Raw genomic sequence first — 25,029 nt, forward strand, 5'->3', positions numbered from 1 at the left:
TCACTCAATGATCACACTTGTTAGGTTTTCTGATTATTTCGGTTTTCTACAGGCGAAAAAAAGCCAGCTTTTCAACGCTGGCTTTGAATAGATTATTAAGCTAATGAGTTAAATTACTTAAGCTTAAATTGACTGACGATCGCCGCCAGCTGTTCGTTGCTGCTTGCAAGATTACGCGTACTGTCCATGGTATGGGTGCCATTCTCGGTAAGCTGGCCAACCATGTCCTGGATTGTCATCATGTTGCGGTTGATCTCTTCTGTAACCGTACTCTGCTGCTCTGCGGCCGCGGCAATCTGGATCCCCAGATCATTAATTTTGACTACCGATGTCGCCATAGTGTCCAGGCTTTCGTTAACGTTGGCGGTCGTGTCAGCCGTTTGTTGGCAACGGCGCTTAGTGTCGTCCATCGCGCTGACAACCGAGCTTGTTCCCTTATGTAACTTAGTCAGCATTTCGTTGATTTCAGATGTACTCTGCTGGGTTCTTGCGGCCAAAGCTCGAACCTCATCCGCTACGACCGCAAACCCGCGTCCCTGCTCTCCGGCACGGGCCGCTTCGATAGCCGCATTCAAGGCAAGTAAATTGGTCTGATCGGCAATTTCGCCAATAACACTAAGGACGGAACCGATTTTTTGGGCATCCTCACTCATGGTTTGAATATTGAGTGCCATGGCGTCAACTTCATCAACCAAGGCCGCCACACTGCTTACGGCACCGTCAACCACACGTTTAGATTGCTCAGCTTCGTCACTAGTATTTTGCGTAAATGCCGCGGATTGCGAAGCACTTTGCGCGACACTGTCTGCCGTTGAGCTCATTTCATTTACGGCGGTTACCACCTGATCTGTTTCTAAAGAGTGAGAGGCTAATACGGTATCGTTCAGTTCAGCCTGCGTCTTAAGTTGTTCGATACCTTCTGAAATATGCCCGGATGATTGGGAGACTTCCAGCATCATCGCTTGCAAATTGCCGATAAAGGTATTTACCGCCTCTGCGATTTGGCCAAGATCATCCTTGGTATTCACATCAAGGCGTCGGGTAAGATCGCCATTGCCTTGCGATAAATCGACAATCGTGCTTTTCAACGCAAGAATCGGACGATACAACCGATTCAGCACAACCAAAATAATCGCGGAAGCAAAGAGGATCAATAACCCAGCGGTGAATAAGGCGGTATTCAAGGCTTCATCGACTTCTGCGTAGACCAATGACTTATCAAGACCAACTAGCAAGTGCCAGCGGGTCTCTTTATCAAGCTCAATGGCCTGGAAGTAAGCGACCTTTTCAACACCACCTAAGCTGTAATTGAAAATCCCGCTATCCTTGGCACGCATTTCACGATCTAGTTCAGCGAGTTCAGGAAAGTCAGACAGTTTGGTTTTACCGGGAACATCGACTTCGCCGGTTGAAGCAATGGTAGTCCCTTGGTTGTCATATAAACCGGTCATTGCTCCGGGGAAAGGGGACTGATTAACCACATCGGTAAGCAGGCTCAACTCGATATCGGCAAGTAAAACACCACGGAGCTTGTCTCCATCGAAGAAAGGTTCTGCAATACTGACCATCAGCTTGCCCGATGACGCCCCTTTATAGATACCGGTAATTACAGTGCTGCGCTTCAGTTTGGCGGACTTATACCAACCACGAGTACGCGGATCGTACATAAATACGCTGCGCATGCCACTTTTAGCGCCATAAGAGCGGCCGTCCTCAAAACCCACAACAATATCTGACGCTTTTGATGCGTTTGCGATCTGCTTAACCATCAGGGTGAGTTGCAGATCGCCGCGATCAGTCACGAAGTCAGGTGCAGTTGCGATAACGGCTTCTTTAATGGTATGAAACCAGTCGGTGATCTTATCGGACGAGCTATCAATTTTGAGCATTGAGTATTCATCAATATTGCTCAGAATTGAGGTTGAAAGCTGCCGATAGGAAAGGGAAGTCGAAATGGCTAAGGAAGCGGTTAGTAATAATACGACGACCGCGATAATACGGCCCTTAAAACTAGATAATATATTCACGTGATATCCATACTATTCAAATACGTTATGATGCATTTATAATAATTAATTATTATTCATAATTATTACATAACGTTACAACTTAAAAACGCATGTGTGTCACAAAAAAATTCCATGGATAAATCAAAAACCACCAGATATGCAGCTACAGAATACAGCTCGATTTTTCGCAGAATATAAAGAAATCACCGATCATCTTTGGCCTTTATAAAACGGCAATATCTCATACCAATCAGCATCATTGTACCGATTGGTATTAGGCATTATTGCAGCAGTTAGCCCTCTCTCAGCGCGAGTACTTTCTGGATATCCAGCGGGTCTGGATACTGTCTGAAACGGACTTCTTGCTGGTCGATACCAAAGATTGACATGCGGTCTGCCAGCTCGTTACCTTCTATTCCTATGTGGGCCCTGACATGCGAAACGACAACATCACTGCTTATTTCTTTATATAGCCCATGAGCCTGCTGAATAATTTCAAGGTTTTTTATATCCCCTTCCGTTTTCCTCTTCCACCCCTTTTTCTGCCAACTAAATGCCCAGTTAGTAATACAGTTAATGGCGTATTGTGAATCACAGAGAATTTGCACCGTTTTGCTCTTATCAATCGCCTTTTTCGCTATCTGCAATGACTGATATAAAGCATTCAGCTCTGCTGAGTTATTGGTTCCCTGAGGGTTATACAGCCCGTACCACAGCTCGGCTAAACTTCCGTCGCGATACACTGCCACGCCCGACCCTGCTTTGCCTGGATTCGGATCGCAGCCACCATCGCAGTATATTTTCACATCAAAATGTTGGGATGATGCATTATCCTGCTCTGGCGATTTCACTCCGTTGGTTTTCAATGTCGCAGGAGTCTTACCTGCTGCACTGGCCGGCTTTTTCACCACGCTTTTACCCGCAGCACTCCACCCTGCAGCATAAGCCGCTTCAGCTTCCTGCTGAGAGGGAAAGGATTTGTATTTTGCCTGAGGATACTTATCAACCTGCTTTTTGGTATACGGCCAGCTCGTGAACACCCCTGTTTCCCGACCCACCCATACAACGTAGAACTTTTTCGACATGCCTTTACCTTACATCTTTCTTTCGTACTGCCACACCTTTTAGTGGCAGCGCTAATAGTCACTCAATCTCGTCAATTGCACAATCGCTTTGGCATCCCGTAAATATCAATGGCGTGACCATTAACTCATCATTTGCCCGCTACTTCGATGGAAGAGAAGGTTTCAGCTCGAGTAACGTGTGACCCAAGCCAATATCATCGGTGCGGGTCGCGACCTCAAAACCCGCTTCAGCGACAATTTCAAGGAAATCGTCACTGCGATAGAAACGGCTGTTGCCGTTGGCTAAACAGGTAAAATACAGTGATGTCGCATTCAGGCTGTAGGCAGCGGCATCGTAGCGCTGGGCATCCCAAAACAGCTCCAGAATGTAGACAGTGGCATTGGGTGACATTGCCTGGCGAACACGACGTAAAATACTGAGGATTTCCATTGGCGAGAAACAATCAAGGAACTGGCTCATCCACCACACATCTGCGCCGTTCGGCAAAGACTGAGATGCATCCAACATATTGGTTGGGTGACCTTTGATACGATCGGCAAAACCCTGTTGTTTGGCATTTTCCAGTGCCATTTCAATTTGCTGCGGCAAATCAATGATTGTCACTTCAACGTCCGGGTCGTGATTACAACACTGCAGTGCCCATTTACCGGTATTGCCGCCAATATCAAAAAGACGTTTTGGCTTATTGGCAAAGACACGCTCCAGCAAAACGGGAAAGGAACGATCTGAATAGAAATGATCAAAATTGAACCAGCTCTCTTTGGCCTTTTCAGGTAACTGCGATAAGCCTTCATAAATCGTTGTCCAGTCGCCCAGCTCTTTAAGACCTGCTGGCGTGCCTTCTTTAATCGCTTCGGTCAGGTGCATCATCGCGGCGTAACAAACATCCGCGGTGAAGTCCATATTCGCCTGGGTCATACCGTCATGTTGCAAGTAGTGCCCCAGCTTTGCTAAAACATAGTTAGGCTTATTCCAGGTAACAATGTGTGCACTCAGGGCCATATCCAGCAACACTTTAACACCGTATTCGGAAACTTCGGTTTGCGCGGCGATTTGCTGTGCATTAAGGCCATCTTGACCCGCCGCATCGATGGCTGCCAAAATACCTAAATCACGCAATGTTCTTGCGGTATGAAACACAATAGGCGCAAACGCCAGTTTTTGAGCTTCCGTTTTTGCATCAAGTGCATTAAATGGGTCGCGTTGATATAAAGTCACAAATAGCCTAACCAATATTATTGTTAAAAAAATGGATTTTATTGAGCCAGCATCGCCAGCTTCTTCTTAATATCCACATCAAGATTATTTATCCACCGGTTGTAATTACGGTGAATTTTCCCGTCCTCATACTTAAGGTTGTCCGAATCAGCGTATTCGATTGAGTAAGTATTCGTGTTATAGGTAATATCAATGATCGCTTGATGTGATCTCGCCTGATATTCACCTCGAATTTTACCCGGTGTTGTTTCCCTCATGACCCATCCACGGCCAATACCAGCCTCTATAATGGCTTGCTTTACTTGAGAGCTTTGAAGGTTAAATACAACTGGGGTATTCTCTACATTAAGGATCGGTTGCACTCGACTACACCCCGCTAGCGTAACAAACATGGCAGCGACGACCAGCCCTTTTATTAGTTTCATGGTTTTTCCTTATTCAATGAGTAGGCATCGGAATAGTCGTTGCCTGAACAATAAACAATCATATACTCTTCTCGTAACCATTTGACGGCAAAACTTTACTTTTAATGATGGAAGCGAGGAGACAGGAAGTATACAATCCCCCCGATGAACAGTGTACATTTTAACATCATTAACTGGCAGGCGCTTTCTCCAGGATTAATCGATCAGGCAGCATGGGCAACCTGGGCAGACAACCATCAGATCTGGCCAGAAACACTCGTGCCGGTTCCCAGCAACCTGATCCCGGCAGTGATGCGCCGTCGTATGAGCTCATTGAGCAAGCTTGCTATGCAAACGGCAATCTCCCTGACTCAGCAAATACCTGATCGGGACATTGATTACATTGTTTTTTCAAGCCGACATGGTGAGCTGACCCGTACGGTCAAACTGCTGCAGGATATCCTCAATGGGGAAGATGCATCCCCTACCGCATTTTCTCAATCCGTCCACAATACGGCAGCAGGTTTATATACCATCTCAACCCGAAAGGCTATTCCGGTCGCTTCGATAGGCGCTGGTGAAAACACCTTGCATTCCGCATTGATTGAAGCTGCAGCCTATTTGGCCGAATACCCGTCTCATAACGTATTGGTTGTCGATTTTGATGAGCCTCTACCGAGCCCGTATCTGCAATTTGATGTCGGTCACTACCAGGGGTATGCACTGGGTATGGTGTTAACTGGTGGCGATGCTTATCAGCTATCATGGGAGCCAGGATCAAACCAGACTGCTGTGAGGCCACCACAAGCGCCATTTTCAAAAGAAAAGTTGTCAAAAGAACAGCTCCCGCAGTCTCTTGATGTTATTGCTAATTTACTGAGCAAGAACAACACATGGTCGATAGCTGCGCGGCGAACGCATTGGCATTGGAAGCGTTAATAAGTGGCGGCTCAATCTTTATCTCTTTCTCAACGCATCAATAAAATCTGGCGCGTATTTGCAACCGGTTTATGTTTTTCATTTTTCGGCCTTGGGGCACTTTGCCTGACGTTTATCATCTTTCCTCTGATAACAATACCGGAAAAAAATCAGGCTCAGCGAGAATTGAAAGTGCAATCAATCATTCGTCACTCTTTCGCTTTCTTTTGCCAGACGATGCGGTTTTGGGGAGCTATTGACTACGAATTTATCGGCGAGGAAGTGCTGCAGCAAGATCGCAACTGCCTAATAGTCGCCAATCACCCAAGTTTGATTGATTACGTGTTAATTGCGTCGCGTTTACCGCAATGCGATTGTTTAGTTAAAGCGGCTATATGGCACAATCCATTTATGAAAGGGATTGTAAAAGCGGCAGGTTATATTCCGAATCGCGACCCTGAGAGCTTATTGGAAGACTGCAGCGTAAGGCTTAAAAGTGGCAATGTATTATTAGTTTTTCCGGAAGGTACGCGTACAACACCGGGCAAAGCCTCTAAACTTCAGCGAGGGGCGGCACAAATAGCAGTCAGAACAGAAACAGATCTACGCGTGGTACATATTACAGTTAAGCCCAGCTTTTTAACCAAAGAGAAAAAATGGTATCAAGTACCGGATACCAAACCCTTTTTTCGCATTGAAGTGAAGGAGAAAATAGACATTGCAGCTATTCTCCGAGAAACCAGTTCATCAACATCAGCGGCCAGGCAGTTAAATCGCCACCTTGCGGATGTTATTTTTCCGCCTTCTGATGAAGGTATAAAGACTATTAAAGACAGGTAGGCCACTGTGGACCAATTACAAACTGAATTAAAAATGCTAATCATTGAAGCACTGAATCTCGAAGATATCACGGTTGATGATATCGAAACCAATGCACCACTATTCGGTGACGGTTTAGGCCTGGACTCAATCGATGCATTAGAATTAGGGTTAGCGATTAAGAAAACCTATCACGTTGTGATCGATGCAGATGATACGAACACGCGGCAACACTTTGCTTCCGTAGAAAATCTGGCAAAATACATCTCAGAAAACAAAGCCTAACGGCAAACAAAGCGTAACCATTATGACAGAAGTAAATCGTAACCAAATTTTTGAACTCGTACGTGATGCATTAGTGGAGTTATTTGAAGTTGATGCTGACGATATCAAACCTGAAGCACAGCTTTATCAAGAACTTGATTTAGACAGCATTGACGCCGTTGATCTTGTCGTTTATCTGCAAAATCAGACCGGTAAAAAAATCAAGCCGGAAGAATTTAAATCTGTCCGTACCGTCGACGATATTGTCGATGCGGTTGTTAATCTTCTGAAGGCTGAATAATGCATCTGCTGACGGTACTGTCAGCGATTGCATTACTCGCTTACCCGCTAGCAGTTTATTACGGACTTAGCCAATGGGGGTTGGGTACTGTAGCCGGGTTGCTGGCGGTCTTGTTTTTACTGCGGATCATCGCGGGAAACCAAACACGTCTGCGCGAATTCAAATACATCGCATGGATCAGTGGTGGCGCCGGGATTGTTTTGACGTTACTTGGCGGCCTGTTTCGACAAGAAGGCTGGTTCACCTTTTATCCGGTGATAGTCAATACACTGATGCTCGGTTTGTTCGCATCCAGCTTATGGCAGAAAAAAACCCTGATTGAACGTCTGGCACGGTTGCAAGAACCGGACTTACCTGAGAGTGGCGTACGTTACACCCGTACTGTCACCAAGGTCTGGTGCGGATTTTTTGTGCTCAATGGTACGATTGCGTTAACCACCTGCTTCATGCCATTAGCTGTATGGACACTGTATAACGGCTTGATCAGTTACATTCTGGCTGGTTGCCTGTTTATCTCGGAATGGTTTATTCGCCAATGGGTGCAAAAAAAGTCATGAACACCAGATCTTTAGCAAACCTGATGTCCTCTCCCAGGCCTGACTCTCAGCCAGTGGCAATCACACAGGCTAATATCGTCACGTGGTCACAGTTTAATCATGATGTCAGCCAGCTGACTGAGCAACTGATACTCAGCAAGCACCTGCGTTGGGCTATCTGCTTTGAAGACAGCTACTATTTTGCCGTTGCCTTTATGGCGGCAGCGCACGCCAGGCGTCATATTATTTTACCCGGCAACCATCAACCTGCCGCGTTAGCTGAACTATCAACCCACTTCGATGCGATTTTGCATGATGGCGTATTTCAGCATAACTTTGATAAGGCCGCTTTAAAGCTTCCGGTATCAGATACTGAAGAGATAACGAATTTCACCCATTTTGCACCATTACCTCTTTGTGATATTCGTTTAACCCTGTTTACCTCAGGCTCTAGCGGCACCCCGACAGCGATTGAGAAAACCCTCGACTTGCTTGATGCTGAAATCACCCAGCTGGACGCCACTTGGGGGGAATTACTGTCAAACTCAACCATTGCCAGTACCGTCTCTCACCAACATATTTACGGCTTACTGTTCCGGGTATTGTGGCCGCTCTGTGCGGGCCTACTATTTGAACGCTTTGACTTGATCTATCCAGAGCAAGTCATGGCACATGCCGGTCAGAACACCACCTTAATCAGTAGTCCGGCACTGTTAAAACGGCTGACAGATGATCAGGCAACCACAAGCTATCGTGCCATTTTTTCATCCGGAGGCCCATTACCACCAAGTGCTGCGCAGCAGAGTTTACATTTGTTTGAGCAACTCCCGTTTGAAGTATTTGGCAGTACTGAAACGGGCGGTATCGGCTATCGTCAGCAACAGGAAACGACAACGCCATGGCAACTTTTTCCTTCTATCGACATGGCGTTAAATGCCGAGGGATGTTTGCGTCTGCGTTCACCGTTTATAGATCCTGATAACTGGTATCAAACCAGCGATCAATGTGAGCCGCTGGGTGCAGATCAGTTCATGCTGAAAGGTCGTGCAGATCGAGTGGTTAAAATTGAAGAAAAGCGGATCTCATTAACCGAGGTCGAACGTCGTTTATGCCAGCTGGAATGGATTGAAGAAGCGGCCGTTTTTCCGCAGGAAGAAACCAACCGTTTGATTCTGGCAGCCGTCATCACCCTGACCAAACAGGGCAAAGCAACCTTATCAGACATGGGCAAAGGCAAGTTCTGGTTGAAATTGCGACAGGAATTAAGGCTATGGCTGGAGCCTATCGGCATCCCCCGTCGCTATCGAGCGGTTGATGAGATCCCGCTTAACACCCAGGGCAAACGGCTGATCAGGGACTTGGAGCTGCTGTTCAAACAAGAATCCAAAGAAATTTAAGAGAAAGCCAGTACTATAATGACAAAACGCAAACCCACTATTATCACTCAAAAAATCACTAATGACAGTGCTGTACTGACGTTGAAAGTCGATGCCGATATTTTAGATTTTCAGGGGCATTTCCCTTCACATCCTTTACTGCCTGGTGTCACCCAAATTGACTGGGCTTTTTTTTACGGCCAGATACTATTAAATGCCCACCCTAATTTTGCCGGGATGGAAGTGATTAAATTTCAGAACCCGATTTTACCTGACAGTATTGTGGAGCTGACCTTATGCTGGTCAGAAGATAAACAGAAACTGCAGTTTTCTTATACGTCAGAAAACGGCCCCCACTCTTCAGGCCGAATCAAATTGGATACTGAGTAATGACGACGTTCCATCCCTGTTTTCTGATCCCCTGCTATAACCACGGCAAAACCGTACCAGCAGTATTAGATTCACTGGCGAGTTACAACTTGCCGGTTATTATTGTTGATGATGGCAGTGATGAACAAACTAAAGCGATTCTTGCCGAACAAGAACAACGCGAGCATATCAGTGTCATCACCCTGCCAGAAAATCAGGGCAAAGGCGGGGCTGTCATCGCGGGTATTTATCTGGCCTTTAAGCAAAGCTTCAGCCATGCCATTCAAATTGATGCGGACGGCCAGCACAACTTAGATGCACTACCCAAGCTGATTGCTGAGGCGCAAGCTCACCCAACTGCGTTAATTTCGGGTCAGCCCGTATATGACGAATCTGTCCCAAAGGCCCGTTTATATGGCCGCTATGCTACCCATATCTGGGTCTGGATTGAAACGCTCTCTTTTACTATCAAAGACAGTATGTGCGGCTTTCGGGCTTATCCTATCGGTCACACGATAAAGGTATTGGATCGCAATAAGACAGGTAAAAGGATGGATTTTGATACTGAAATCATGGTTCGTATGTACTGGGATGATTGCAATGTTCGCTTTATTGACACAAAAGTCATTTATCCCGAAGGGGGGATTTCCCACTTCAATGCGTTATGGGACAACGTGAAAATCAGTGCCATGCACACCCGCTTGTTCTTCGGCATGTTACCGCGTATCCCTAAACTGTTAAAACGTAAGCGAAGCCAGCAACATCACTGGTCTTCCCATGCAGAGCGAGGCACCATTATCGGGATTAAAACCCTGCTGGCTGTTTATTCGCTACTGGGACGAACCGCGTTTAACTTATTGCTAAAACCCGTTATCGCTTACTACTACCTGACCGGAAAATCAGCACGTAAGGCATCCGAATTATACCTGGAAAAATTAACCACCCATGCCAAACAACAAGGGATCACGCTACAAGGAAAGCTCACCAGCTACCAGCATCTTCTCTCGTTTGGTCATACCATGCTGGACAAATTAGCGGCATGGCGGGGAGATTTTTCCGAAAAAAATCTGACCCTGCATGGCTTTGAAAATTTTGAGGCTCTTGTTCATCAAGATCGGGGCATAGTGATCATTGGCTCCCACCTGGGTAACCTGGAATTGTGCCGGGCATTGAGTCGACGTCATGAGAATCTGAGAATTAACGCACTGGTGTTTACCGAACATGCCGAACGTTTTAATGCGGTCATGAAAGCGGTCAATCCTACATCTGATCTCAACCTGATCCAGGTTAGCCAGCTGGGTCCGGATACCGCTATTTTGCTGGAGCAAAAGTTAGAACAAGGAGAATGGATTGTCATTGTTGGCGATCGCACCTCTGCCACTAAAGAACAACGCGTCGTCTGGGCCGATTTTCTTGGCCAGCCAGCACCCTTTCCGCAGGGGCCATTCATCCTAGCTGCGGTTTTGAAATCACCGGTTTACCTCTTATTTGGTCTGCGCGATGACAATCAGAAAACGCCGCATTTTGATATCTATTTCGAACCCTTTTGCGAACAAGTCAAGCTGCCAAGAGGGCAACGTGAAGAGGCTCTAAAAAATGTCGTCAATCAGTATGCCTCCCATCTTGAACACTATACGATGAAGGCACCGCTACAATGGTATAACTTCTTTAATTTCTGGCGGTTAAGTGATAAAAACAATGACAAATAAGACCCAACCAAAGATCCAATTCGGCGCAGAGCGCCTGACCATTGAAGATGTGCTCGCGATTGCCAATGGCAGCCCCGCTGAAATGAACAGCACACCGGAATACACAGCAAAAATAGATCGAGGCGTCGCTTTTCTTGAGCGGCTGCTCAAAGAAGAGGGCGTCATTTACGGCGTCACAACCGGTTACGGTGATTCTTGTACGGTTGCCATTCCGCCTGATCTGGTTGATGAGCTACCGCTGCATCTGACCCGTTTCCACGGCTGTGGCCTGGGCGAAAACCTTGACCACCAGCAAGCACGTGCCGTACTGGCAACCCGTTTGTGTTCTCTGGCTCAGGGGGTTTCTGGCGTCAGCCATGATCTGCTAAATCAGATTGTAACCCTGATCAATCAAGACATCTCACCACGTATTCCACAGGAAGGTTCTGTCGGTGCCAGCGGTGATTTAACGCCCCTATCTTATTTAGCCGCTGCGTTAATTGGTGAGCGTGAAGTTATTTATAAAGGTGAAATCCGCCCGACAGCTGAAGTATTCGCCGAGCTCGGAATCAAGCCCATCAAGCTGAAGCCGAAGGAAGGCCTGGCATTGATGAACGGTACTGCCGTCATGACGGCATTAGCTTGTATTGCTTATAAACGTGCAGAATATCTGGCGCAGTTAGCGACCAAAATTACGGCAATGGTCTCTGTTGGCATGCACGGCAACGACTTTCACTTTGATGAAGCCCTTTTCGCAGTGAAACCCCACCCCGGCCAGCAACAAATTGCCAGCTGGTTACGCTCTGATCTACAGGCTGATCGTCCGCCACGAAACAGTGATCGCTTACAAGATCGTTACTCATTGCGTTGTGCTCCACACGTTATCGGTGTCTTGCAAGACAGCCTGCCATGGCTGCGTCAGATGATCGAAAATGAGCTCAACAGTGCTAACGATAACCCAATTATCGATGGCGACAACGAGCGCGTACTGCACGGTGGTCATTTCTACGGTGGCCATATCGCAATGGCGATGGATACCCTGAAAACAGCCGTGGCTAACATCGCCGATCTGCTGGATCGTCAGATGGCTCAGCTGATGGATTATAAATTTAATAACGGCCTACCGTTCAACCTCACTGGTGCAGAAGGTGAACGCAAGCCAATTAATCACGGCTTTAAAGCGGTTCAAATTGGTGTTTCGGCGTGGACGGCAGAAGCGCTGAAACACACCATGCCAGCCAGCGTTTTTTCACGCTCAACTGAATGCCACAACCAGGATAAAGTGAGCATGGGAACCATCGCTTCCCGCGATTGCCTGCGCGTTTTGCAGCTAACGGAACAGGTGGCCGCAGCTTCACTACTGGCTGCATCGCAGGCGTTAGAGATCCGCAAACGCCATCATGAACTGGATGAAAACCACTTCAGCCCGGCACTGAAAACAATGACAAATGCGGTAATGCACGACTTCGACCTCATTATTGAAGACCGCCCGCTGGAAAATGAGTTGCGTAATTTCATTGCAAAAATTCAGCAACAGCACTGGGAATTGTATAAATGAAAGAAAATATGACCCATATAAGCGCTGAAGTCACTATGGTCACGTCCTTTCAGGACGCTGACCCTATGGGCGTGGTGTATCACGGCAATTACTTCCGCTTCTTTGAAGAAGCACGCCGGATCTTGATGACAAAGATTTTTGACCGTTATCAGGATCTGATGGACTCCGGCTATGTGTGGCCGGTTATTGATACCCGAGTGAAGTACATCAAGCCAATCCCGTTTCATCATCAGATCCGTGTTTCTGCCACCCTGACAGAGTGGGAAAACCGCGTGCGAGTCGATTACGTGATTTATGATGCACAAACCGGGCAGCGCATGACCAAAGCACACACTGTGCAGGTCGCTGTCAGTACCGACAGTGGTGAAATGTGCTTTGTGTCACCGACAATATTCACTGACAAAGTAGAGACATGGCATGCTGTTAATAAATAAGCAGAAGATCAAACAATGGGGGAGATCTCTCGGTGCCAGTCTCTGCTTTACTCTCGCCGTCATGACAAGTGTTTCAGCCCAGGCAATTTCATTGCCTGGGCTGCAGCAACAGCTATCAAACCAACCCATTGTACGCGGTGACTTTGAGCAAAGCCGTAAGATGGAAATGTTCAATCAGCCGCTGACTTCACAAGGCAAGTTTCTGCTGGCTGAAAAGCAGGGTCTGTTATGGCAACAGACAACACCTTTTCCGGTATCGCTAATCCTAACCAAAGATAAATTGAGCCAGCAATTCGCGGATCAGCCTGCCCAGGTTGTCTCTGCCAGTGAAAATCCGATGGTATTCTATTTCAGCCACGTGTTTCTTTCGCTGTTCAAAGGTGATACAAGTCAGCTAACTGATCAGTTCGACATGGTATTAACCGACAATACCAAAACCACGGCCAAAGAAAGTCAGTGGCAGTTAGTGCTTACTCCCAAATCGGCCCCGCTGAATGCCATTCTTAAAACGATCACCATTAATGGGCAAGATTATATCAATCACCTGACATTGACTGAAATTCGTGGTGATATCACCGACATTACGTTTTCTAACCAACGTACTGTACCCGCTGAACTAACCTCAGAAGAACAACGTGCCTTCCAATTCTAACCTTGCCGCCGTTTGGCTGTTGATTGTGCTGCTACTGGCTGGCGTCTTGGGATACCAGCTAACAGCCAGCCGCCAAATGCCGATCGAAACCAATATTCTGGCGCTGCTACCTGAGAACCGGCAAGATCCGGTAGCACAACAAGCTTTCGATCAGGTTGCCGATAGCATGAGCAACAAAGTTATCTTCCTGATCGGCAGTAAAGACCAAGCGCAGGTCGTTACTGCGGCAAAGCAATTCTCAACCCAGCTATCAACCCTCGGCATGTTCAGTGACGTCACAGGCAAACTGAGTCAGAACCTGCAACAAGCCTGGGGGCAGCTTTACTTTCCGAAGCGCTTTCAGTTATTAACACCAGAACAAAAAAAACGCTTACAAGATGCCCCCGAACAACAAGTCCAACGCGTGATCCAAGCACTTTACAATCCTTTTTCCGGTGTCACAAGCAGCGAGCTGAAAAGCGATCCCTTTCTGCTGTTCCGTGATTTTTTAGCCCAACTGACCGCCCAGTCAGGCAGTTTCAAGCTTACTAACGGGTTCTTAACATCAAGCCATCAAGGCAAAGACTATGTCCTGATCACCGCAGATCTGGCTGGCTCGGCCTATAATCTGGGATTACAACAGCAACTCCCCGAATTGGCGGCACTCGAAGATCAAATTCGCCAGCAGTTTGCTGTCGAGGTACTCCATACCGGGGTGATTTTCTATGCCGCATACGGTACCGAAAGCGCCAAAAGTGAAATCAGCACCATCGGTTTGGGTTCACTGCTCGGTATTATCGTATTGCTATTGGTGGTCTATCGCAGTCCGCTACCGCTGGTACTGGCTCTGCTCTCAATTACCTGCGGGCTGTTAGCGGCTTTTGTGCTTACCGTAGCGATCTTCGGCAAGGTTCATCTGTTCAGCTTAGTCTTTGGTGCCAGCCTGATCGGAGTCTCCATTGATTATGCGTTCCACTTCCTGACCGACCGGTTAGCCGAAGGCAATAACTGGAATGCGCGGCGAGGGCTGCAGCATATTTTTGTTGCCATCACTCTAGGCCTGATCACCAGCCTGATTGGCTATTTAGGTATGTTGATTGCGCCATTTCCCGGCTTGCAGCAGCTGTCGTTATTCTCTGCGTTCGGCTTAACCGCCGCATATGCCACGGTGGTGTGCTGGTACCCGATTCTGGCTCGTACACCGAGTCAGCCTCGCACCTTGCCAATGACGACATTAATGTCAACGTGGCTGGCCGTGTGGCAAAAGCCCGCGGTCCGTATTGCTCTGCCATCGGCCTTGTTACTTGCCTCATTAGTCGGTATTTACCATGCCAGCTATAACGATGATATTCGCCAGCTACAAGCTCTTCCTGCCGCACTTAAACAGCAAGAGGAAACCATTAAGACCATCACCGGCGTTAGTCATAGTCAGCAAATGCTATTAGTCAAAGCAGCCGACGAGCAGGCATTATTAGATCAGCTAATCCGGGTAACCGATCAGCTCGATACCATGATCGGAAAAAACACATCCCCCAAACAGGCCGCCTTAGAAGGCTATCAGAGCATTAGTCAGTACTTACCATCAGAACGGTCACAGCTAAATAACTTTCGGTTGATCCACCAGCTCTACCAGCAACAAGGAGCTGCGCTGACTCAACAACTTAAACTCAACACTGATATAAAACTTAATCATGACTTCAGCCCATTAACGATTAATGAGTTTCTGGCATCACCGGTATCAGCGCCACTGCGCTTTATGTGGCTGGGTAAACTCAGCAATCAGCAATCGGCCATTATCCTGTTAAGTGGCGTCAGCGACCCGCAAGCTATACAGCAATTTGCAGCTCAGCATCCGGCGCTCAGTTATCTCGATAAAGCCGATGAAGTCTCTTCATTGTTCGGTGAATACCGGATACGAGTAACTGAACTGTTAGTAGCCGCCACCGGGGCTATTATGTCCTTGTTGGTATGGCGCTATGGGCTCAAACAAGGGATATTGCTAATTGTTCCCCCCGTTATCGCAGGCTGTGTCGGCATTGCGGTTACCGCTATAACGGGGGTGCCGCTAAACCTGTTTAATCTACTTGCGTTGATCCTGATCTTAGGTATCGGTATCGACTACACCGTGTTCTTTGCCGAACAGACCCAGCCCAAAAGTACGCTATTGGCCATCAGCCTGTCAGCAGCAACCACCCTGCTCTCTTTCGGCTTACTGGCATTGAGCGCGACCCAGGCGATCCACAGTTTTGGGATCACCGTGCTAACAGGTATCATGGTTGCCTGGTTACTTGCCCCGCTTTCCATGCCACAGCACGCTAGCCATACAGATGAGGTCGACGAATGAAACTCGCAGCCAAGAATAGGCAGTTATTAACGTCCGTTCGGTTAACAAAGCCAGTACTGCTTACAAAAGCCTTCGGTCTGGTCATTTTGCTGACGGTGATCAGTGGTTGTGCCAGCAAGCCTGAGCCCCAAGCCAATCAGGTCAATATCGCACCTGATACTTATGTTACCTTGCCTGCCCCCGCAGACCTTGGACGAACATTAACAGCCAGCCAGCTTATTACTGCGCAATGGGCCGAACAGAGCCACCAGTTACCCGTACAGCTGCAAGTCGATCATCAAAAAATTGCGCTTGCCGGTTTTTCATCCTGGGGCTCACGTATTCTCAGCCTGAGTTATGAAAATCAGACCATTGAGGCCAGCGTACTACCGGGGCTTGGCGAAACGCTGCCGCAACCGGAGCAAGTACTGTTCAATCTGATGCTTACCCTGTGGCCGGTAGACGCCTGGCGCAGTCCATTGCAAAGCATCGGCTGGCAATTGATAGAAATATCACAGCATCGACAGCTTATTGATGATAGAGGTAATGTTGTCGCTGATGTTGAATATAAAGCAACGCCGCATCTCGCTGGTGACATCGTGTTTACCCATTATCCGTTGGGATACACCATTACGATTAAAACGTTAAATTACAGCCCATTAAAATAAGTTCGATTATTCGCGATGACCATAAAAATATCGAAAATCAACAAACTCTCGAAACACGGCCCCTGCCCGGTGTATATACACGGGTGTGGTTTTAACTCCGCGTTAGGCCTCAATGCCGAGGAGATACATGCTCGCCTGCAACAGGGGCGTTCACCTGACATGATCCCTGTCTCAGGGTGGCTCAATGACGGAACAGATACGGTTGTGGGGAAAGTGGTCAGTGAACTGCCCGTTATTCCTATACGCTGCAAACAGCAGGATTCGTATAATAACCGCCTGGCATTATCGGCATTGCTGCAAATTGCCGAACCTATCGAGCAAGCCATTGCCCAATATGGCCATGAACGTATAGCCGTTATTGTCGGTACCAGTACCTCAGGTATCGCTGATAACGAACGAGCACTCACGGCCAAAAATGAAAATGGTAACTTTCCTGAAGACTTTCATTACTGCCTACAGGAAGTTGGCAATCCGAGCGAGTTTATTGCCGACTACTTTGACCTCAAAGGGCCGGCTTACACCCTTTCTACCGCTTGCTCTTCCAGCGGCCGGGTGTTTTTGTCAGCCAAACGGCTGCTTCAAGCCGGTATTGTAGATGCCGTGATCGTCGGCGGTGCTGATTCTTTATGCCGTCTGACATTAAACGGGTTTCATGGTTTAGAGGCGCTTTCCAGCACCTTGTGCAACCCTTTTAGCGAAAACCGCGATGGCATCAACATTGGCGAAGCGGCAGCCTTCATGCTGCTGTCTCTTTCATCTGAGCTACAACCACTTGATGCAGATAAACCACAACAAGCCGGCAATAGTGGCAAGCCGATTGCGTTATTAGGTGCAGGTGACAGTTCCGATGCCCACCATATTTCCGCCCCTCACCCGGAAGGAAACGGAGCGGTAGAAGCGATGCGAAAAGCATTAGCTGATGCGGGGTTAACCCCGCAAGATATCGGTTATGTTAATGCCCATGGCACCGCAACGCCGCTCAATGACGAGATGGAGGCCAAAGCTATTCACCGGGTTTTTGGTGTGCAGACGCCAGTCAGTTCAACCAAACCTTTCACTGGCCACACTCTGGGGGCGGCCAGTGCGGTAGAAGCCGCCATTTGCTGGCACATTCTGCACTACAGTATCAATCTGCCCGCGCAGATCAATGACGGTCAGATTGCCGATAACTTAGCGCCAGTGAATCTGGTTCAACCCGAGACAAAACTGACGAAACAGGCGGTTTTAAGTAATTCTTTTGCCTTTGGTGGCAATAACATCAGCCTGATCTTTGGGTATGTCCATGACTAGTATTCCCCACCTCCATCAACTGCTTCCACACGATGCACCTATGGTGTTGGTTGACGAGCTTATCGACGTCGGTGAAGAGCATGTACATTGCCAGGCCACCATCAGTGAACACTGTATTTTCTTTAATCCAGATAGCCGAACCATTCCGGGTTACGTCGGCATTGAATTTATGGCACAGTCTGTTGCAGGCTGGTCTGGCTATCATGCCTGGCTACAAGGTGAAGCCTCCCCCATCGGTTTTTTACTTGGCAGCCGTCGCTACCAAACTAACTGCAGCGCGTTTAAGGAAGGCGATGTACTCGACATTTATGCCGAGCGCTTAATGGAAAGCAATGGCATGGCTGTATTTAGCTGCCGTATTGAATGCCTGGGCAAAGAACTGGCGTCCAGTCAGCTGAATGCCTTCGTACCACCTCAAGAGAAATTAGATCAAATGTTAGGCAGTTTTCAAAAAAATAGGAACCACTCATGATCCGACACGTATTAGTTACGGGTGCGAGCAAAGGCATCGGACGTGCAATTGCAACCCAGCTTGCTAAAGATGGCTTTACTATTGCCGTCCATTATATGAGTGATAAATCAGGTGCAGAGGCCACATTGGCTGAGATTGAACAAGCCGGGGGATCCGGTCGTCTAATTCAATTTGATATCTGTGATCGCCCCCAGAGCCGAGAACGTCTGGAAGCAGATATTGCCGAACATGGCGCCTATTATGGCGTGATCAACAATGCAGGGATAACCCGAGATACCGCCTTTCCCGCCATGACAGAAGAAGAGTGGGATGGCGTGATCAGCACTAACCTCGACAGCTTCTATAACGTGCTTCATCCGTGTGTCATGCCTATGGTACAAAAACGCAAAGGTGGCCGTATTATCACTATCGCATCAGCGTCCGGCGTTATGGGTAACCGCGGTCAAACCAACTATAGTGCAGCCAAAGCCGGCGTTATCGGCGCAAGCAAATCACTGGCTCTTGAACTGGCAAAACGCAAAATCACCGTTAACTGTGTCGCTCCGGGACTGATTGATACCGGCATGGTAGACGAACACGTGAAGGAGCATGCGTTGCCACTGGTGCCGCTTCGTCGTATGGGCGAGCCAGAAGAAGTGGCCGGGTTAGTCAGTTATCTGATGTCTGATATTGCCGCTTATGTCACCCGCCAAGTTATTTCTGTAAACGGAGGTCTTGTATGACCCGCCGCGTTGTTGTTACAGGTATGTCTGGTGTTACCGCCTTCGGTAAGGACTGGGCAAGCATCGAGCCTAAACTCCGTGCATGTGAGAATGCCACGGTGTACATGACGGACTATGAGCAGTATGACGGTTTAAATACCAAGCTTGCGGCCCCCATCGAAGACTTCACGTTACCCAAACATTACACCCGTAAAAAGATCCGCTCAATGGGCCGGGTTTCCAAGCTTTCCACTCTTGCAACTGAAAATGCCCTGCTCCAAAGCGGCTTGATCGATAACGAAGTACTGACCAACGGCCAGACCGGTATTGCTTACGGTTCATCAACGGGCAGTACCGCGGCAATCGGAGCCTTTGGTGTGATGCTAAATGAAAAGACCACCAAAGCGATTAACGCGACCACTTATGTACAGATGATGCCGCACACCTCCGCGGTTAATGTCGGTCTGTTCTTTGGTTTGCGTGGGCGGGTGATCCCGACCAGCAGTGCCTGTACATCTGGCAGCCAGGCAATTGGTTATGCTTATGAAGCCATTAAACATGGCTACCAGACCGTAATGGTTGCCGGCGGTGCAGAAGAGCTATGCCCGACTGAATCCGCGGTCTTTGATACTCTGTTTGCGACCAGCTTGAAAAACGACGCGCCGAAGTCAACTCCCCGTCCTTACGATACTGAACGTGATGGCCTGGTGATCGGTGAAGGTGCGGGTACATTAGTACTGGAAGAGTACGAACATGCCGTTGCCCGCGGGGCGAAAATTTATGCAGAACTTGTCGGCTTTGCCAGCAACTGCGATGCTGCCCACGTCACCCAGCCCCAAATGGAAACAATGCAGATCTGTATGGAAATGGCACTGAAAGATGCCGGCCTGTCGGCCGATGCCATCGACTATATTTCCGCCCATGGTACCGCAACTGAGAAAGGCGATATTGCTGAGAGTAATGCCACGGCCAACATCTTCGGCAACAAAGCGCCGATCAGTTCGCTAAAGAGCTACTTCGGTCATACCTTAGGTGCCTGTGGTGCCATTGAAGCGTGGTTAAGTTTGGAGATGATGAACAGCGGCTGGTTTACCCCTACTCTGAATCTAGACCACATTGATGAACGCTGCGGCGACCTCGACTACATTACCGGGCCAGGCCGCGAGTTAGATTGTCAGTACATTATGAGCAATAACTTTGCCTTTGGTGGGCTCAACACCTCACTGATATTCAAGCGCTGGCAGGGCTGACTTTAACTTAGCGCTTATCTGCTAAAGCGTTTTTACAGAAACAAAAGCCGGAAGCCCCTGAACGGGGCTTTCCTTATCTGGCATCAAAACAAATCATCACAAATATTGATTAAATACCAAGCTGAATATTTTTATGATCCAATAAACCTAATCATTACCGCTGGTAGTATGTGAGGAGATCCCATTGATTATTACACCCGTTATTAAAGGGGTCGTTGCCCGTTCTGCCCATCCATTAGGCTGTCAGCAAGCCGTTCGCAATCAAATTAACTACGTAAAATCGGTCGCCCCCATTGATAACGGGCCGAAAAAAGTTCTGATATTAGGCGCCTCATCCGGTTTTGGTTTAGCCTCGCGTATCGCTCTTGCCTTTGGTGGTGCACAAGCAGATACCATCGGTGTCTCATTCGAACGGGGTCCCTGCGAAAAAGGCGTGGGCACAGCTGGCTGGTATAACAATATCTTTTTCCGCCAAGAAGCCGAAAAAGCGGGCCTGATTGGTAAAAACGTTATCGGTGATGCGTTTTCGCCACAAACCCGACAACAAGTGATTGATTACATCAGAACCGAGTTCGACGGCAAGCTGGATTTAGTGGTTTACAGCCTGGCAACAGGCGTACGTCCCGATCCTGAAACCGGTGAAATGTGGCGATCTTCCATTAAAGCTATCGGCGAGCCCGTTACCGGGCCGACGATCAATCTTGAAACGGATACGATGGAACAAATGACCATCGAATCAGCGCTTGAACACGAAATTGAAGCGACAGAAAAAGTCATGGGCGGTGAAGACTGGGCCAGCTGGATTGACATTCTATCGGAGGCAGGTGTGCTTGCCGAAGGGTGTAAGACCGTGGCTTATTCTTATATCGGTGCAAAAAGTACCTACCCTATCTACCATCAGGGCACACTGGGACGAGCCAAGATGCACTTACATGCCACCAGCAATACCCTGAATGACAAACTGGCAGCCATTGGCGGCAGTGCCCATGTCTCGGTATGTAAAGCCCTGGTCACCAAAGCCAGCGTCTTTATTCCTGCATTTTCACCCTACATCCTGGCACTGTTTAAAGTGATGAAAGACAAAGGCTTGCATGAAGGCTGTATCGAGCAAATGCAACGACTGTTTTCTGAACGGTTATACGGCACAGAACATACTGTGCCGGTTGATTCTCAGCGCCTGATCCGCATTGATGACTGGGAGCTAAGCGATGATGTACAGCAGGAGGTTGCTAGCCTCATGAATCAAATAACCCACGATAATTTTGCGCAGATCGGTGATTATCATGGCTATAAATCTGACTTCATGCAGCTAAACGGTTTTGATCTTAAAGGCGTTGATTATCAATCCGATATCTGCATCGATAGCTTGCAAAGATTAATGCCGTAAAGTTAACACTAAAACTCCCCGTTGCGAGCGGTGCGTAAGACTTAACGAGAGTTTTCCAGTCGATTTTAGCTGCTCTCTTTCAGAAAAGGAGCATGATGACAAAAAGGAGCATGATGCACTGACTCGAAAATGCCCCATACCTTGATAGAGTCAAAACTCATTCATATCCTGTAAACTGGTTTTTGTCGTATCATAAGTAACGTGGTGATGGGAATGGTTTGCAGGCATAGTTGCTTCATTTTATCGACCAAAGAAGCAATGTGATAGGTTTTTAAATGATGTATATAACACTACCTTAATCTAGATTAAGTAATGCGATTTATATTATCGGTAATATTTGCCACAGCTGATCGCACATAGCAAAAATGGATAAAAAAAGAACAGCCATGCGTAAGTGTGGCTGTTCTTTTTTGTCCTTTATAAAGCTGATGAACAATACAAAACGATTATTAAGAGGATTGGACTTGAGCACTTTGTTTACAGAAACTCGCATTGGCAACATGGCATTAAAAAACCGCTTTGTTCGAAGCGCCACGTGGGAAAATATGGCGACAGAAGATGGCCATATGACGGATAAGTTATACGGCATCTACGAAGAGCTCGCTAAAGGTGAAGTCGGCCTAATTGTAACGGGTTATGCAAATATTGTAGAAGAAGAGAAGCCAAATGCCGGTATGATGGGGATGTACAATGATTCCTTTATCGATGAATACAAAAAGCTCACCGAGTTAGTCCACAACTATGACTCTAAAGTCATCATGCAACTTGCCTACGGTGGTACAAAAACCACTCACAATGTCGGTGAAAGGGTGATTTATGCACCAAGCGAAGTGTGCGAAAAAAGCACACAAACATTAGGTAAAGCGATGACCAAGGATGAAATAGATTACATCGTTCAGGCATTTGCTAAAGCAAGCCGAAGAGCCCAAGATTCTGGGTTTGATGGGGTTGAAATCCACGCGGCACATACTTATTTGATCAATCAGTTCTTAAGCCCATATTACAACCGACGTGAAGATGAATACGGCGGTAGCTTAGATAATCGAATGAGATTCTTATTAGAGATCTATGCTGAAATCAGAAAGCTTGTCGGTGATGAGTACCCGATATTAGTTAAACTTACAGCATCTGAGTTTTTTGAGGGTGGCTTAACCTTTGACGAAACTCGCATGGTTTGTCAAAAATTAGAAGCGATTGGCGTGGATGCCATCATCATCTCGGGCAATATCCATGGTAAGGCGAATACCATGACTGGCGAGTCTTTTGACGGATATACTATCCAAGAAGAAGGTTACTTTCATGAGTACGGTCATGTTATCAGCCAAGAGGTGAATGTCCCGGTTATTACCGTTGGCGGATTAACGGATATTGATGCGATAGAAGAAATTGCGAATACAACCAATATTCAATACTTTGCCCTATCAAGACCTTTGTTGTCTGAACCACATTTAATTAAACGCTGGAAAGAAGGCAACAGAGCACCAGTTGAGTGTGAAAGATGCTCAAAATGTCGCACAAAACGTGGCAATTTCTGTGTTGTTAATAAGAAAAGAAAATCGCAATTCGCGAGCTTATAAAATAAGTAGCAACATATCTCTATTTAGTAATGAGTCAGCGAATTATTGCTGACTCATTCATAGCCAGTTAACAGTAATTTGGGTTAGATTTGGTAATATTGGTGAGGTATGCCGAATCACTTCAACCTGAGATTTGACTTCTGCTCTTATCGGTTGGTTACTCTTAAACGGGCATTGCGCGAAAACGAGGTGTTCGTGTATGGTATGCCTATCAGTACAAGTGTGTGCATTTCCCCGACATTTCACCCCAAAGTTATATAGTATTGGGCAAAAGCCTACCTCCAACATTTACTTTAATTAATTGATAATTAACTATTTAATCATTTTTTGCAATAATGTTAATATATTAAATTATCACTTTATTAGAAAGCTGGGTCTTAAAAATGTCTAAATGGAAAAACACAAAAAAAGTTCTTATGTATACAAGTCCATTAGCATGGTTAGTGGCTGAAGGTGCACAAAAATCAACAGAGTTAATGTCACTTGCATCGAATAAAAGTCTAAGTGAACTGAAGCTTGAGGCTGAGAAACAGAAAGTTCAAATGCAATTTGCTCAAGAGCAAGCAAAAGTTGAACAAGAGTTAGCTATTGCAAGACGAATAGATAATGCTGAAGAAGTTGAAATCGAAGAGTTTTATGACAATTCAGCTAGCGGTAAAGCAGGTCTTACTCTAGATGGTGCCAACGAAACTGCATCACTAGGGGCTTCTGGCGAAGGCCGTAAAGTTACAAAAAGAGTTTATCACTTTCGAGGTCGAGCTAAAGAGGAATCTATAACTCAATTAATGGAAGAAAATTAAGTAATTTATACGCTAGGAATTGATTACTTAGCAAGTTAGAAGTAGCACATTCTTCACTCTCAGTTCCAGGAAAAATAATTCCCTCGTTCCCCTGCACAATGTATGGGATTGGAATGTCAAGGAAAGTGGAGGGAGATTCAGCCTGGGATTAAGTCTGCTGCCTGTGGAAAATGGCTATACTGAACAAAGCATTAGTGGAGAAATGTTATGTCAGCGGATCGGCCCCCCCATGAGGCACTCGGCGAAAATGTTGTTTTCCATGTCCATAACGTCACCAAGGTTTACCAGATGGGTGAGGTACAGGTACGTGCTCTGCGCGGGGTGGATCTGGATTTGTATCGGGGGGAGTTTACTGTGCTGCTGGGGGCCTCGGGCAGCGGTAAGTCGACCCTGCTCAATATTCTCGGCGGACTGGATACACCGACTGACGGTCACGTGTTTTATGCCGACCGCGATCTGACCCGGGCCGTCGAGAGCGAGCTGACGGAATACCGGCGCTACCACGTCGGTTTTGTTTTTCAGTTTTACAATCTGATCCCCAGCCTTACGGCAAGGGAAAACGTGGCCGTGGTGACCGAAATTGCCCAGTCGCCAATGAAACCGGATGAGGCGCTGCAACTGGTCGGCTTGGGTGAGCGACTGGATCACTTCCCGGCCCAGCTATCCGGGGGAGAACAGCAGCGGGTGGCGATCGCCCGCGCGATTGCCAAACAACCGGAAGTCTTGTTATGTGATGAGCCGACCGGGGCGTTGGATTCCGAAACCGGGATTGTGGTACTTGAAGCCTTGCAGCGTGTTAACCGGGAGCTAGGTACTACCACGGTCGTCATCACCCATAACGCCGGTATTGCACAAATGGCGGATCGCGTCATCCATCTGGCCGACGGGCTGATCAGCAGGGTTGAGATCAACAAGACCCGCCTGGCCCCCTGTGAACTAACATGGTGACG

The 25,029-nt window shown here is 47.4% G+C and carries 25 protein-coding genes; 21 read left to right on the forward strand and 4 right to left on the reverse strand.

All coding sequences use genetic code 11. The features are described 5' to 3' along the window. Window positions 1–113: 113 nt before the first annotated feature. From C9I89_RS04980 to C9I89_RS04995, 4 genes are all read right to left on the reverse strand, one after another. Entirely contained in the window at window positions 114–2,027 is a 1,914-nt protein-coding gene (locus C9I89_RS04980) for a methyl-accepting chemotaxis protein (protein WP_107282235.1), read from the reverse strand. 275 nt (window positions 2,028–2,302) lie between these two features. Beyond that, window positions 2,303–3,094, reverse strand: coding sequence for a ribonuclease H family protein (locus C9I89_RS04985; protein ID WP_107282236.1), 792 nt, complete (start codon window positions 3,092–3,094; stop codon window positions 2,303–2,305). A gap of 139 nt (window positions 3,095–3,233) precedes the next feature. Further along, window positions 3,234–4,313: a methyltransferase gene (locus C9I89_RS04990; protein ID WP_107282237.1), complete on the reverse strand. Its 1,080-nt coding sequence runs from the start codon at window positions 4,311–4,313 to the stop codon at window positions 3,234–3,236. Window positions 4,314–4,351: 38 nt separating this feature from the next. Further along, window positions 4,352–4,738 carry a hypothetical protein gene (locus C9I89_RS04995; RefSeq protein ID WP_107282238.1) on the reverse strand — a complete coding sequence of 129 codons (387 nt, stop codon included), beginning with the start codon at window positions 4,736–4,738 and terminating at the stop codon, window positions 4,352–4,354. A 144-nt stretch (window positions 4,739–4,882) separates the two neighbouring features. Between C9I89_RS04995 and C9I89_RS05000 the strand changes: the two genes are divergently transcribed. The 21 genes from C9I89_RS05000 (at window position 4,883) to C9I89_RS05100 (ending at window position 25,027) form a co-directional block, all read left to right on the forward strand. Beyond that, the gene (locus C9I89_RS05000) at window positions 4,883–5,656 is read left to right on the forward strand and encodes a beta-ketoacyl synthase chain length factor (RefSeq protein ID WP_107282239.1); all 774 of its coding nucleotides are present in this window, start codon (window positions 4,883–4,885) and stop codon (window positions 5,654–5,656) included. Between the two features lie 3 nt (window positions 5,657–5,659). After that, entirely contained in the window at window positions 5,660–6,475 is an 816-nt protein-coding gene (locus C9I89_RS05005) for a lysophospholipid acyltransferase family protein (protein WP_107282240.1), read from the forward strand. Between the two features lie 6 nt (window positions 6,476–6,481). After that, window positions 6,482–6,739: a phosphopantetheine-binding protein gene (locus tag C9I89_RS05010; RefSeq protein WP_107282241.1), complete on the forward strand. Its 258-nt coding sequence runs from the start codon at window positions 6,482–6,484 to the stop codon at window positions 6,737–6,739. 22 nt (window positions 6,740–6,761) lie between these two features. Continuing rightward, window positions 6,762–7,019 carry an acyl carrier protein gene (locus C9I89_RS05015; RefSeq protein ID WP_107282242.1) on the forward strand — a complete coding sequence of 86 codons (258 nt, stop codon included), beginning with the start codon at window positions 6,762–6,764 and terminating at the stop codon, window positions 7,017–7,019. Continuing rightward, complete coding sequence (locus C9I89_RS05020) at window positions 7,019–7,576, forward strand: COG4648 family protein (RefSeq protein WP_107282243.1); 558 nt, start codon at window positions 7,019–7,021, stop codon at window positions 7,574–7,576. Before C9I89_RS05015 ends, C9I89_RS05020 begins: the two co-directional genes overlap by 1 nt. Before the next feature lie 23 nt (window positions 7,577–7,599). Beyond that, entirely contained in the window at window positions 7,600–8,952 is a 1,353-nt protein-coding gene (locus tag C9I89_RS05025) for an AMP-binding protein (RefSeq protein ID WP_245905404.1), read from the forward strand. 18 nt (window positions 8,953–8,970) lie between these two features. Next, window positions 8,971–9,321, forward strand: a complete 351-nt coding sequence (locus C9I89_RS05030; protein WP_107282244.1) for an ApeI family dehydratase — start codon at window positions 8,971–8,973, stop codon at window positions 9,319–9,321. Beyond that, on the forward strand, window positions 9,321–11,009 hold the full coding sequence (locus C9I89_RS05035) for a glycosyltransferase family 2 protein (RefSeq protein WP_107282245.1): 1,689 nt from the start codon (window positions 9,321–9,323) through the stop codon (window positions 11,007–11,009). The genes C9I89_RS05030 and C9I89_RS05035 overlap by 1 nt, the downstream gene beginning before the upstream one ends. Then, entirely contained in the window at window positions 10,999–12,546 is a 1,548-nt protein-coding gene (locus tag C9I89_RS05040) for an HAL/PAL/TAL family ammonia-lyase (protein ID WP_107282246.1), read from the forward strand. The genes C9I89_RS05035 and C9I89_RS05040 overlap by 11 nt, the downstream gene beginning before the upstream one ends. Next, entirely contained in the window at window positions 12,543–12,980 is a 438-nt protein-coding gene (locus C9I89_RS05045) for an acyl-CoA thioesterase (RefSeq protein ID WP_107282247.1), read from the forward strand. The genes C9I89_RS05040 and C9I89_RS05045 overlap by 4 nt, the downstream gene beginning before the upstream one ends. Further along, entirely contained in the window at window positions 12,964–13,632 is a 669-nt protein-coding gene (locus C9I89_RS05050) for a LolA family protein (RefSeq protein ID WP_107282248.1), read from the forward strand. Before C9I89_RS05045 ends, C9I89_RS05050 begins: the two co-directional genes overlap by 17 nt. Continuing rightward, a complete protein-coding gene (locus C9I89_RS05055) occupies window positions 13,616–15,955 on the forward strand; it encodes an MMPL family transporter (RefSeq protein WP_211315209.1) in 2,340 nt (779 codons plus the stop codon). The genes C9I89_RS05050 and C9I89_RS05055 overlap by 17 nt, the downstream gene beginning before the upstream one ends. After that, a complete protein-coding gene (locus tag C9I89_RS05060; protein ID WP_107282249.1) occupies window positions 15,952–16,602 on the forward strand; it encodes a DUF3261 domain-containing protein in 651 nt (216 codons plus the stop codon). The genes C9I89_RS05055 and C9I89_RS05060 overlap by 4 nt, the downstream gene beginning before the upstream one ends. Before the next feature lie 15 nt (window positions 16,603–16,617). Then, window positions 16,618–17,892, forward strand: a complete 1,275-nt coding sequence (locus tag C9I89_RS05065) for a beta-ketoacyl-[acyl-carrier-protein] synthase family protein (RefSeq protein WP_107282250.1) — start codon at window positions 16,618–16,620, stop codon at window positions 17,890–17,892. After that, on the forward strand, window positions 17,885–18,364 hold the full coding sequence (locus C9I89_RS05070; RefSeq protein WP_107282251.1) for a hotdog family protein: 480 nt from the start codon (window positions 17,885–17,887) through the stop codon (window positions 18,362–18,364). The genes C9I89_RS05065 and C9I89_RS05070 overlap by 8 nt, the downstream gene beginning before the upstream one ends. After that, complete coding sequence (locus tag C9I89_RS05075; RefSeq protein WP_107282252.1) at window positions 18,361–19,086, forward strand: 3-ketoacyl-ACP reductase FabG2; 726 nt, start codon at window positions 18,361–18,363, stop codon at window positions 19,084–19,086. The genes C9I89_RS05070 and C9I89_RS05075 overlap by 4 nt, the downstream gene beginning before the upstream one ends. Next, a complete protein-coding gene (locus tag C9I89_RS05080) occupies window positions 19,083–20,315 on the forward strand; it encodes a beta-ketoacyl-ACP synthase (protein ID WP_107282253.1) in 1,233 nt (410 codons plus the stop codon). The genes C9I89_RS05075 and C9I89_RS05080 overlap by 4 nt, the downstream gene beginning before the upstream one ends. Before the next feature lie 184 nt (window positions 20,316–20,499). After that, window positions 20,500–21,702, forward strand: a complete 1,203-nt coding sequence (fabV, locus tag C9I89_RS05085; RefSeq protein ID WP_107282254.1) for an enoyl-ACP reductase FabV — start codon at window positions 20,500–20,502, stop codon at window positions 21,700–21,702. 464 nt (window positions 21,703–22,166) lie between these two features. Further along, complete coding sequence (locus C9I89_RS05090) at window positions 22,167–23,279, forward strand: NADH:flavin oxidoreductase (protein ID WP_107282326.1); 1,113 nt, start codon at window positions 22,167–22,169, stop codon at window positions 23,277–23,279. Window positions 23,280–23,662: 383 nt separating this feature from the next. Then, entirely contained in the window at window positions 23,663–24,079 is a 417-nt protein-coding gene (locus C9I89_RS05095; RefSeq protein WP_107282255.1) for a hypothetical protein, read from the forward strand. A 207-nt stretch (window positions 24,080–24,286) separates the two neighbouring features. Continuing rightward, entirely contained in the window at window positions 24,287–25,027 is a 741-nt protein-coding gene (locus C9I89_RS05100; protein ID WP_107282256.1) for an ABC transporter ATP-binding protein, read from the forward strand. Window positions 25,028–25,029 lie beyond the last annotated feature (2 nt).

It is taken from the genome of Photobacterium lipolyticum (assembly GCF_003026475.1).
Classification (GTDB): Bacteria; Pseudomonadota; Gammaproteobacteria; order Enterobacterales; family Vibrionaceae; genus Photobacterium; species Photobacterium lipolyticum.